Annotated in this window: 10 protein-coding genes; 6 read left to right on the top strand and 4 right to left on the bottom strand. The window is 44.0% G+C overall.

The genetic code is table 11. From position 1 onward, the window contains the following. Positions 1–168 precede the first annotated feature (168 nt). The 6 genes from DR864_RS11800 to DR864_RS11825 all read left to right on the top strand — a co-directional run bounded on the left by DR864_RS11800 (position 169) and on the right by DR864_RS11825 (position 4,830). Positions 169–1,494, top strand: coding sequence for a zinc chelation protein SecC (locus tag DR864_RS11800; RefSeq protein WP_114067165.1), 1,326 nt, complete (start codon positions 169–171; stop codon positions 1,492–1,494). Between the two features lie 226 nt (positions 1,495–1,720). After that, complete coding sequence (locus tag DR864_RS11805; protein WP_114067166.1) at positions 1,721–2,065, top strand: hypothetical protein; 345 nt, start codon at positions 1,721–1,723, stop codon at positions 2,063–2,065. Positions 2,066–2,585: 520 nt separating this feature from the next. Then, positions 2,586–3,458, top strand: coding sequence for a DUF808 family protein (locus DR864_RS11810; RefSeq protein ID WP_114067167.1), 873 nt, complete (start codon positions 2,586–2,588; stop codon positions 3,456–3,458). A gap of 70 nt (positions 3,459–3,528) precedes the next feature. After that, positions 3,529–3,780 (top strand): hypothetical protein, encoded by a 252-nt coding sequence (locus DR864_RS11815; protein WP_114067168.1) that lies wholly within the window; start codon positions 3,529–3,531, stop codon positions 3,778–3,780. Positions 3,781–3,905: 125 nt separating this feature from the next. Next, positions 3,906–4,193, top strand: coding sequence for a hypothetical protein (locus DR864_RS11820; protein WP_114067169.1), 288 nt, complete (start codon positions 3,906–3,908; stop codon positions 4,191–4,193). A gap of 364 nt (positions 4,194–4,557) precedes the next feature. Continuing rightward, positions 4,558–4,830 carry a hypothetical protein gene (locus DR864_RS11825; protein WP_114067170.1) on the top strand — a complete coding sequence of 91 codons (273 nt, stop codon included), beginning with the start codon at positions 4,558–4,560 and terminating at the stop codon, positions 4,828–4,830. 51 nt (positions 4,831–4,881) lie between these two features. On the opposite strand, the gene DR864_RS11830 is transcribed toward DR864_RS11825, so the two are convergent. The 4 genes from DR864_RS11830 to DR864_RS11845 all read right to left on the bottom strand — a co-directional run bounded on the left by DR864_RS11830 (position 4,882) and on the right by DR864_RS11845 (position 11,273). After that, positions 4,882–6,438 carry a calcineurin-like phosphoesterase C-terminal domain-containing protein gene (locus DR864_RS11830; protein WP_114067171.1) on the bottom strand — a complete coding sequence of 519 codons (1,557 nt, stop codon included), beginning with the start codon at positions 6,436–6,438 and terminating at the stop codon, positions 4,882–4,884. A gap of 60 nt (positions 6,439–6,498) precedes the next feature. Continuing rightward, positions 6,499–8,910: a hypothetical protein gene (locus tag DR864_RS11835; protein ID WP_114067172.1), complete on the bottom strand. Its 2,412-nt coding sequence runs from the start codon at positions 8,908–8,910 to the stop codon at positions 6,499–6,501. 238 nt (positions 8,911–9,148) lie between these two features. Then, positions 9,149–10,126 carry a metallophosphoesterase family protein gene (locus tag DR864_RS11840; protein WP_114067173.1) on the bottom strand — a complete coding sequence of 326 codons (978 nt, stop codon included), beginning with the start codon at positions 10,124–10,126 and terminating at the stop codon, positions 9,149–9,151. A gap of 49 nt (positions 10,127–10,175) precedes the next feature. Then, positions 10,176–11,273, bottom strand: a complete 1,098-nt coding sequence (locus DR864_RS11845) for an acyltransferase family protein (RefSeq protein WP_114067174.1) — start codon at positions 11,271–11,273, stop codon at positions 10,176–10,178. Positions 11,274–11,361: the final 88 nt, after the last annotated feature.

Raw genomic sequence — 11,361 nt, forward strand, 5'->3', positions numbered from 1 at the left:
ATCGGTTTGGCAATATGGCGGCTGAAGTGCTTCTATAAAACATTTGTACAAGGTTCAACGGCAGTAATTCTACTGAACATTTGTGCTAAAATCCGCCACATCGCCAAGCCGTTTCTCGTTAGCAGTCATGCTATGACGACAGTGCAAACCTTAAACTGACTGCAAGAAATGGACAACGACAGAATAGAAAATAATCCTTCTTACAAGAAATTCAAGAAAGACCTTGAAGGTGCAGAAGCAATTCATAATTTGGCAAAATTTTTATCATTCTTTGGACTTAAAAACAAAGAATTGAATGAAGCGTTTAGCACTCTTCCAGGCATGAAAAAACAATTAGAACTTCTATCAAAAAGCCCTGACAAGTTTAACGACCATTATGCACAAAGAGGTTGGATTGCACACGAATCAATGAACTCTGACTTAATGCTTACTTCAATTGAGTTGGCTGACAAAGGACTAATTGATGTAGCAGAGCAGGAACTAATCAACTACTATTCTTCTGACAAAATACAGTGGCTTATTCATCAGCTTAAAGGCGTTGAAGCTTTTTCAAACAGATATAATTTCTTCTTGCTTGCATACGAAGACACTTTAGCAGAACGCTATCATGCAGTTGTTCCTGTTTTATTGATGATGATTGACGGTGCAGTTAACGATATTGACAAAGGCAAAGGGTTCTTTGCCGACAAGACAAATTTAACAGCCTGGGACTCAATTGCAGCCCACAGCAGTGGATTGACGGCACTCAAAGAAGTATTTAGTGACGGTAGACATAAAACTACTAAAGAAGAAATTACACTTCCGTATAGACACGGTATCCTTCACGGTAGAGATTTGGGATATGCAAATAAAACTGTAACCGCTAAGTGTTGGGCTGCACTTTTTGCAATCAAAGATTGGGCGTATGCAGTAAAACAAGGAAAGAAAATTCCACCGCTACCCGAACCTGAATTATCATTTACTGAAAGTTTATCACAACTCAAAAACAGTTTGACTGACTATGCCGAAAGCAAAAAGCGTAACGACCTTGTAGGTAAGAAAGTCGAAGCATGGAAAGCACGACAACTAAATGTTGGCTCTGACATCCTTGAAAAAGGACTATCAACGGACTATAAAGATTTTACACCCGAACAAGAAGCAATAAGGTTTGCAGAGTATTGGACAAAAGGAAATTTTGGAGCAATCTCCAAACAAGTTCATCAGTTTTCAAAGACACCTGTAAACGAAAAAATAGAAGCAGGTAAGACAAGAAAAATTTTTGAAGGCAAAAAATTGCTTGATTATAAAATTGTAAAGGTTGTTGACTGTTCTCCAGCAATCACAGAAGTTACATTAGCAACGACAATAGAGCATGACAACAAACAACACAATAAAGAAATTACCCTGAGATTTATTTACGATGGACCAAAAGGTGAAATTCTAATCTTTGGCGACACAGGCGGACAATGGAGATTTATTGAAAACTTCTTTCATCAAATACAATACATTTATTAATCGGACAGCTAAAAATGAAAGTGTGTAACATAATCGAAAGAAAAGCACGAACCGCTAACAAGGGTTTTGCGTCAGGCGGGCTGAAGTGCAAAATTCAACGGCAGTTTTACAATTTAACATTAGTAATAATATCAGCTTTTGTGCTTCGAAATCCCGCCCGAACGCCAAGCCAAAAAACGTTGACAGCCATTCATTTATGACAAGACTAACTTTAATATTGATACTTATGACTTTTTTGACGAAAGGACAATCAACTCATGACGGACTTATTGGAGTTTATGAGTCAACTTCGAATGGATTTGAAAAATATTCAATTATAATTCTTGACAAGGACAATCGATTCGCATACAAAGCGGGACTTGGAGGTTGTCAAGTTGAAGTAAAAGGAACTTGGATAATTGAGAAGAAAAAACTCAAATTGACTAACGACAATGAGTTCCTGAACAAAGAGACAGTTTATTATCCAAATCTCGGACTAACAACCTGGACTATTACAAGGAATGGAATTAAACCTGACGGATTAGTTGACAGTGGATGTGTCAAGGACGATAAGTTGCACAGGAGAAGATGAACAGCTGCCAACAAAATGTACAAGAAATGTCCCCCAAGTTGTGCGTAGTCTTCCGTAGGGAGACTGCGAACCAAAAATAATCAGAGTGTTTGCAACACGGTGAGTGCGCCAAAAGCCACCAAATACCCTGTTAATCCCTAGTTGTACGTAGTCTTCCGGAGGGAGACTGCGTACAAAAAATAATCAGCCTGTTTGTAACACGGTGAGTACCCCAAAAGCGGCTAATTATTCTTCCAAAAACTGATTTCTTCACTCCAAGCTAGGGAGACTGCAAACGCCAAATAAATAGCCCGAACTAAAAACAATCCTGCTCTTAAACAAGTTGCAACCCTAAAAACCCTTCTCAGAGAAGAGCTATTGTTGGGAAGGTCACATACCTCAAATTTTAGAGAAACGTACTCCTGATCTATTAAAGCCTATAGGCTTTGCCCCAGAAGCAGGTGCTTTTTTTGCATCACCATGCCCGGGTAGTTAACAAAAAAAGATTTACTTTGGCATCCAAACAACTTTAAACAAAAATATGGCATCAGGCTTTTTTGCAATTTTAGACGACATAGCTGCTTTGATGGACGACGTGGCGGTTGCGGCCAAGCTCGCTACCAAAAAAACAGCCGGAATACTTGGTGATGACCTGGCCGTGAATGCCGAAAAATCAACCGGCTTTGTGTCATCCAGAGAAATCCCTGTGTTATGGGCCATTACCAAAGGATCCTTTATTAACAAGTTAATTATCATCCCAATAGCTTTATTGCTGAATATATTTTTACCGACTGCCATTATCGTCATACTCATACTGGGTGGTTTTTACCTCGCCTTTGAAGGTGTAGAAAAAATAGTAGAATACTTCTTTCATAAAAAACAACCTGCCCAACAAGCAGCCATTGGAGAAATGAAAGAGGATGCGGCTTTAGAAAAAACAAAAATAAAATCAGCCGTCACCACCGACTTTATCCTCTCTGTTGAAATCGTTATTATTGCCTTAAGTACGGTTTTAAACAGTAGCTTAATTATGCAAATTTTAACCTTATCGGTGGTTTCCATATTAGCTACTGTGGGTGTTTATGGCATTGTAGCGCTGGTGGTTCGCATGGATGATGTTGGATTTAAGCTGATTGAAAAATCGAAGAAAAAAGGCTTTTTAAACACCCTCGGTCTGTTATTGGTAAGAACGTTACCCGTTGTTATCAAAGTATTTTCGGTGGTAGGAACCATAGCGTTACTACTTGTATCGGGGGGGATATTTGCGCACAACATCGACTATTTACACCACATTTTACCCGAGTGGCCAACCCTCATAAAAGAATTTACTTTTGGTGTGATAGGCGGATTATTGGCTTTGGCTTTAGTGGCTGCTGCTAAAACAATCCTTTCGTTATTTAGAAAAAATACCTGATTCGAATGCCTGTTTTGCCTTTTGAAAATTAAAAACACGTTAAACCCTTATCATCAATAACCTCAATCAAATGAAAAAGAACAACTTATTCGAAGACAAGAGTCTCGAAGAACTCAAAGCGACCAAAGCGAAATACCAAAAAATAGCCGCGGCAGTAGCAGGTCTTATGACCGTAGCTATCATCTTTATTGTGTATGTAGCCATCAAAACTAAAAATTGGGGACAACTGGGTACCCTTGGGGTGATTGGAACATTATTACCTTTATTCATCAGTATCCAAAACTTGGATAAAGAGATCAAAAGAAGGGAACAAAATCTTTAAATGAATGTGCCCCGAAGCGGAGCACAAGCAGAGAGCAGTCAGTTTTTTTCGATATAATGCAAGGCATTATTACTTGATTTACAATCAGTTATCACCTGATCACAACTTTTGACCCTTACTGAAAAATGAAACCCGAAAAAGTAGCCGCTTTTACCGACAATGAGTTACTCAAGCGAAGAAAATTGCTGAAAAGCACCCATACTTTTATCGTAGCCACGGGCATTGTCGCATTATTGGTACTGTGCGTGCTGTTTGGCTATTCTGTTGGCAAAGACGCTGCTACCGGCGGAAAAGGCACTTTTTATTACAAACCATTGATCCCATTTCTTCTGTTTTTTATTATTGGCAACGGGGTTATTACGTCTGAACAAAAATCAATCCACGACGAAATCAAAAAAAGAAACCTAGAGTAACAACAAAAACGAGTACACGGAGAACGGGTAGCGGGTACATGGAGAACGGTTAACGGATAGACAGTTAACAGCCATATTTATTAAAAAAAATATAAAAAATAATTTTTATAACACAATTATTTCCCCATTTTTGGTCAAATCGGGTCCAGAGTGTGAAACTTTCACCTCGAAAAGAAGCCTAACGCCCTCCCAAAGGGCATGGTATGGTTGTTTTGATAAATAGAGCCAGAGAGACAATCTCTGAAAATGAACAAAGAGAAAGAGCGGCGAAATGGAAGAGCGGAATGTCTTACACATGGAAAAGAATCTTTCTCTTTGTTAAAATCAAATAACCATTTTTTTAACAAAACATCTTTTCGTTAAAATGGAAAACAACCAAAAAAGCGGAAATCAGAACCGAGATTCTGAGCAACGCAACAACCCTCAACAACAAGGTGACAAGTCGCAACAGGGACAAGGTCAAGGCCAAACCCAACGTCAAGACTCCGGCACTAAACAGCAGGAACAAAGACAACAAGGTGGGCAGACACAGCAGGGCGACCAAAGCCAACACCACCAACAGCGTAGCGGAGAAAGCGATGCTGATCGTGAGCTTCGTGAAGAGCAAAAACAACCTAATGATAGCCCAAGTCGCTAGCGATGGTTCATAGAAAAGGGGGGATTCCACGGAATTCCCCCTTTTCTATTTTTATCGTACCCTAAAAATCCGATATGAAGTATAGGTTTTGCCGAAGGCATCAGTCGTGCGAACAGTCAGTCGGTGCGTACCGGGTGGTAAATCTGTCGGTAATTTCCCCTGCCAAATGTGCGTCGAGACACTGGGCTTATCCATGCTCCAGCCAAAGATTTTGTCCAGTTTGGTGTCGTTGACGGTTGCTTCCAAATAGGCACTTTGTTGAAACATAAGCATATTTCCGGGGTCGCGCTGAGGAGTGAGCGCCAAAGGCGTCCAATTCGTTTGACCCGCCAATTGAAACTCTACCTTGGAGCGTGTCGAGCCCGCAAAAACATTGACCCGCAACTGCGTGGTATCTAGTTCTGTCTTGGACAGCTCATCGGACCAATAAATATTCATTTGATAGTCGTCTGGCCGACGAGCGGCTTTGAAGCGAATGGCATATTTGTTGCCGTCAAACGTCAAAATAGAATAGCCATTGGGCGTTCCGTCGTTCATCGTTGCGTGCGGAATACCCGTTTCATCTTTCAGGCCGCACCACCAACTTCCCGAAATCGTGGCATTGACAAAATGATGATGCGGAGCCGCGTTGGTCCAGCCGTATTTTTCATCCACCCAAAAATTAATCATGGTGTGTGTATGTCCCGACGTCGAAAACGTATGCGGGCGCTTTTCGATGAGCTGAAAGATTTCCTTTCGATTATCACAAATCACAATTGGAATGTGCATGAGCAAAACGACCAATTTGTCGTCGGGAACGTGGGCAAGGTAATTTTTAACAAACGCAATCTGCGCTTCCGTAAAATGGCCTTTGTATTTCCCGTCGGGGCCGAAATAAACGTTTTTGAGACCGATCAACGCCACTTGGCCTTCCTCAAAAGCGTAGGTGCTTGGGCCATAATAACGCTCGAATGTTTCATCACTGAACTGGTCATCAGAAGCCCCACGGTTAAAATCATGGTTACCGAAAATGTTGTACCAAGGCACCCCGATTTGCCCAATACTGCCGTTAATTTCCGCAAAAAGGTTGGGGTCATCAGCCACAATATCGCCCAATGAAATGCCAAAACGCGCCTTGGTTCCGATACATTCTTCGACCACGTCGCGCGTTACGTAATTGACCTCCGTCAAGCCTCTCGTTTGCGTGTCGCTGAACAACAGCACCGAAAATTGCGTTTCTAGCTTCTGCTTCCACAACGGAAAATCAATGGAAACGGGCAGCGCTCCCGTCGGCGCTACTCCCTCCGACTTGGTAGAGGGCGAGCCGTTGGGTTTATGCAAATAATAATGTTTCGGCAAGTTATCGCTCGTGAGCGGAATAGCATACTCGGCAGGTTTAATCACAAAAAAGCCCGTATCATCGCCCACGGGAAGCGCCCATTTACCGTTTTTATCGGTTTTTACCACTTCCTTCCCGTTGGAAACGCACACGTTGGCGATGCCCGGTTCGCCAGTCTCTTTTCGACTGTTTTTATTGAGGTCGTGGTAGACTGTGCCAGTGGCGGTGGTTTGGGCGAACGATTGGTGCGCCACAAACGCAAGCAGGAGGCTTAGAATAACGTTTTTCATTTTTAGATGCGTCAGAAATAGTAGGTAAAAGTGTTTTTTTAAGAATGCACTTTTGCCGTTTTATTTTTTCATCAACCAAATCTCCGTGACTTGTGAGCCGCGTTCTCCTTCGCCACAATTCCAAATAAATGTCACTTTTCCGTCGGCAGTAGCTTTTTGGGGAACGTCAAATTCGAAAATCGGCTGCTCGCCAGTTTGAAGAAAATCGTGGATAACAGACCCGTCGTCGGTGGTGAGTTTCATGCGTGAGCGAAAACGCCCCGTGTACGAAATCTTCATTCGGTACGACGACTGCGGGTCCAGTTCATTGTACGCGATTTTCAGCGGTTGGTCATAAAGGGTTTTTGCCTGCTTCATCCACACACGCGGCGTTATCTGTCCTTTAAAACCCGTGGCTTTGATTTCATCCACCCATTCTTCACCCACCAAACCTACCCCAAATCCAATGCGGGGAGATTGCAAACTGCCGGGGTCTTTTTCCCAAGATACCTCCGACACCACGCGGTGCCAGCTTTCGGGAGAACCAAAATGATCGTAAAAGCCCCCAAGCCCAGGGTCAGTACGGCGAAGCAATTGGTCAATTTTCTGCAATCGTTCGGTCTCATTGCCCAACTTTTCAATCTTTGATAATTGGTCTAAAAGGTAGGGCGCATCATTGAGAGGAATGTCGATATTATCCACAAAATTGCCCCGCCCCGACATGGCCCCGTGTTTAGAAATCGTCAACTGTGCCCCGATACTTCTATACAATGAATCCGCCAATGCAAAGCACTTGCGGCGGTAATCGGGCAGAATAGGCCATTTCCAGGCTTTTTCCAACGCCGTTTTTGCCCGCTGAATCGTGGCCAGTGAACTGCCAGATCGTACCCTTTCCAGAATATCTTTGGCTTCCTGCTCTACTTCAGTCTCGTACATCAGGCGACGGCGCGTGTAGGCATCGTAATACGCCCGAATCAGCCCCATCTGGAAGCGCGGATTTTGCAATAGTTCGGGCGAGGCGTTGTTTTCCATTGTCTGCCATTGCATCAGCGTTCGAGACACCGACTCATTGGTCATCAGGGGTCCTTTTAAATTGTTTTCCAACGCCACCAACCCCTGCGCCACGGGTTCTTGATATTCAGGCCCAAAAAACAGGCGGGCGTAGTCACGCAGTGTTTCAATGACGGGCATGTCTGGATTCCAGTCCTGATCGCTCCACACAAATTTATTGACGTCGTCGTTGGTGCCTTCCGAGTAGCTAATGCTCCCCACACCGTATTCGTCCAAGGCATTATGAATCATTTTTTCATCGTGCGGGCGCGGATTGATGCTCTCCCGCCCGAGCGTCATGGCGTAGGCCAAATCCCAGTGTGGAACGGGGTATTGTGCGCTGTAATTGTGGGTAATATCGGGATAATGGCGAATCGGAATCGCAGGATTGATTACTTTGCGAATCTCCGCTACGGGCATTTTAACCCAAGGCCCAAACACCACGCCCCCAAACCACGGATAGTTGCGATTGACATGCGAATAAAACGCATCAAACCATTTTTTGGTGGGTCGAAATACCTGCGGCGACACCCATATTTTAGCTTTGGGATGGTATTTTTTTAACACAACGGCCATTTTCCCCAGCCATGCAAACATCACGTCAGGCTCTAAGTCGCCAGGGTCACCGCCTGGTACAAATACGTTGTCGAGTTGAGAAACGGTAGAGAAAATCTCGTGCCGCTCTTTCAATTCTTTTTGGATTGAATCAGGATGGGTGTAATTGGAGCCCATGTTGGGGTACCACATCCACACGTCCAAGCCGTATTCTTTACAAATCCGGGCTTGTTCCGCAATCATCTTGATGGCGGGCAGTTTCATATGCCGACTCGTGGCGTCGTCGTCAGTGCGTGGTGGCAATATTTCGATGCTGTTGGCCCCAAAAAGCGCTAATTCTCGAATGTATTGATCAAACTGCTCCACCGTAAAAGCATCGTAAGCGTTGGTTTTGGGGCGGTAGCCCAACTGATGCCCGCGAACAGGGTACTTAGGACTCGTGGCCAACGCCAGCGTAGTCGGAACAGTAACCAGTGTATGGCTCATTTCCATTTTCCGCAAGAGCCGACCCACACCGTACAAAATTCCGCGTGCATCTTTGCCCACAATAAAAACCGCTTTGGTGTCTGGCATCACCAATAACTTAAACCCTTCAGCGGCAATGGCGGGCAGTTTGCGAATCTCGTCACGTACTTTGGTCGGAAACGCTGACAAATCACTTTCCAACGCAATACCCACGTATGGCTTCCCATCCGACGGGAGTTTATTCAAAAGGGGCCAATCCAAGCGGCTGCGTTTTTTTACTTCCTGTTGTAATATCTCAACACTTCGCCGCAACACCTGCTTATCAGAAATTGAAGTATAGATTCGTGCCTCAGAAATATCAATGGTTTGGGCAAAACCCGAAAGACAGAACAACAACAAAAAAACAAATAGTATTTTATTCATAATCAGATAGATATTAAAACAAATAGTCAAAACACGTAGGGGCGGGCCTTGCGTCCGCCCCTGTTTTGCGTCCGCCCCTGTTTGCGTCCGCCCTTTTTCGATGCGGTTAGAAATCTTTCGCGGTTACTGGGCAGACGCAAGGCCTGCCCCTACGTTACATTTTACATTTATTATTTTAGGTTTTTCGGTTCATATACCAAAATATATTTGGGCGTCATACGCCGTTGCGGGCCTGCCCCTACGGTTTAAATTTTAGAATTCGTGCCCTGATTTCGGGGACTTCATATTCGTTATTCTGTACAGGGAAACCCACTTTTTCGGGAGCGGGGCCCACCCATTCCGATTTTTTTCCAGAAATAGAAATCGTTCCTTTTGTGGAGATTTCAATCACGGTATAGAGCGGGTCTTTGTAAGGCGCCGTATATTTGATCCATTTGAAGTCTTTGTCTATCTGCTCGCTGTACCGCACGTGGCCATACTCTTCACCCAGCCATTTGTACGACATGGAATTGATACAGACATACCAAATGCCATTGATGTTGTCGGCACGGTCGTAGTGAATGTGTCCGTAGAAATTGGCAATAATTTTATTCTTTTTGGCCTTCGCATTGTGCGCTTCTAGCATGGCCCGAATATCGGCCGAGTTGTCAACTCCGTCTTTCCCCAATCCTTGGTGCGAGAAAATAACAATAGGCGTTTTGGCTTTCGCTAATTCATCTTTCAGCCACGCCAATTGCTTCTCCCCTATGTATTGCTGATAGCCTTTTACGTCGGGCGTTTTTTTGTCGTTACCATCCAACACGATAAAGTAAAAACCATTTTGTTGGAATGAATAATAAGAAGAGGGCATACCACGATAGGCCAATGCCTGCTGTAGAGAAAATCCTCCGTCCATTTCGTGGTTGCCGATGACCTGATATTTTGGACCAGCGTACGACTTCCAAATCTCAAATCCGTAGGCATACTTGGGCGCGGGCGTTCCGAAATCACCGAGTTCAATGATAAAATCGGGTTTGGCGGTCTTCATGCTGTCCATAAAAGCCATGAGTCGCTCTTTCGCGTCGTGCATGGTGGGCACATGCACATCCGTAAACAGTCCAAACTTCACCTTTTGTGCCTTTTGGGCAAAGGAGGTGGTGGAAAGGAGCGAGCCGAAAAACAGAAAAATAATAAACAGGCAGGCGGCCCCGCGAAAAATGTAAAAATGGTTTTTCATACATCAACAAATTATTCGAATAAATCAGTGCTTGACAGTCAAGATGTTGTTACAACTTGATAAATATCTTCTTACGGTATAACCAATAAGCTGGAATAAAATTGACCGAAACAAAAAACAGCGCGTACAACAAACTGGCTAAATTGGGCGCAACGCCCGCATTGATTAAACCATTGACAACGTGCTGATTGAGCGAATTCTCGCCGAATTTTGCCCCGTAAAAAACGAGAGCTAACACATCTCCCAGTACGTATACTGCAATGGCATTTGCGCCAAAGATAATTCCGGGCTGGGTACCTTTGGTTTTTCCCAAAATATCGACCATAAAATATAAAGCTCCCAGCAGCAAGGCCGCAAAACCCGATGTCACGAGGACAAACGAACTCGTCCAAAGGTTTTCATTGACTGGAAAACCCAAGCCCCAAAAATACCCCAACGCCGCCGAAAACACACCCGCCGTCATGAGGTAATTGACTTTTTCGTTTGGCGTAAAATTACTTTGCAACAACCGCCCCGCCAGCATTCCCGTAATGCCCGACACGATAGACGGAAACGTACTCAGGATACTTTCGGGGTCCCATGTGCCCTGCCACATTTTGCCGGGCAGAAATTTACTGTCAAACCACGCCACCAGATTTACGCCTGGTTCTAGCATCACTTGCCCCACGCCCGGCGTAGGAATCAACGTCAATGCCAGCCAATAAACGACCAGTATGATGCTCCCAATCCAAGCCTGTTGTTTCCAATTTGTATTCAAAAACAAAATAGCACACCCCAAAAATACAAACGCAATGCGGTGCAGTGTACCCGTCCAACGAATATCGCTGAAATCAAACGTAGGCATCAGGTTCAAAAACATTCCAACCATGAATATCTTCAGTGAGCGAATGACGATTTTTTTGTAAAGTTCTCCTTTCGGACTGCCGTCCTGCTTGCGTTTGGAATACGCAAAAACAATCGAAACACCTACCACAAACAGAAAAAAAGGCGCTACTAAATCGGTAAAAGAAAGGCCGCTCCACTTGGTATGCCGCAGGGTAAAAAAGACATGCTCCTCACTGCCCGGGAAATTGACCATGAGCATGGCCGCAATGGTAAACCCTCTTAGCGCGTCTAGCGAAATGAGTCGGTTGTTTTGTGGTAGCATCAAAAGGAAGGGATTAAGTCAATATTAAAAATTACTTCAAACCTGAATGGTATTTTTAATACGTGCCACAGTATTATTAGGGCTATTT

This window comes from Runella rosea (genome assembly GCF_003325355.1).
Taxonomy (GTDB): domain Bacteria; phylum Bacteroidota; class Bacteroidia; order Cytophagales; family Spirosomataceae; genus Runella; species Runella rosea.

What these genes read in the sequence shown, in the direction of transcription:
- DR864_RS11800 (WP_114067165.1), top strand. Translation starts at nt 169, where the DNA reads ATGGACAACGACAGAATAGAAAATAATCCTTCTTACAAGAAATTCAAG.
- DR864_RS11825 (WP_114067170.1), top strand. Translation starts at nt 4,558, where the DNA reads ATGGAAAACAACCAAAAAAGCGGAAATCAGAACCGAGATTCTGAGCAA.
- DR864_RS11835 (WP_114067172.1), bottom strand. Translation starts at nt 8,910, where the DNA reads ATGAATAAAATACTATTTGTTTTTTTGTTGTTGTTCTGTCTTTCGGGT.
- DR864_RS11810 (WP_114067167.1), top strand. Translation starts at nt 2,586, where the DNA reads ATGGCATCAGGCTTTTTTGCAATTTTAGACGACATAGCTGCTTTGATG.
- DR864_RS11845 (WP_114067174.1), bottom strand. Translation starts at nt 11,273, where the DNA reads ATGCTACCACAAAACAACCGACTCATTTCGCTAGACGCGCTAAGAGGG.
- DR864_RS11840 (WP_114067173.1), bottom strand. Translation starts at nt 10,126, where the DNA reads ATGAAAAACCATTTTTACATTTTTCGCGGGGCCGCCTGCCTGTTTATT.
- DR864_RS11820 (WP_114067169.1), top strand. Translation starts at nt 3,906, where the DNA reads ATGAAACCCGAAAAAGTAGCCGCTTTTACCGACAATGAGTTACTCAAG.
- DR864_RS11815 (WP_114067168.1), top strand. Translation starts at nt 3,529, where the DNA reads ATGAAAAAGAACAACTTATTCGAAGACAAGAGTCTCGAAGAACTCAAA.
- DR864_RS11830 (WP_114067171.1), bottom strand. Translation starts at nt 6,438, where the DNA reads ATGAAAAACGTTATTCTAAGCCTCCTGCTTGCGTTTGTGGCGCACCAA.
- DR864_RS11805 (WP_114067166.1), top strand. Translation starts at nt 1,721, where the DNA reads ATGACTTTTTTGACGAAAGGACAATCAACTCATGACGGACTTATTGGA.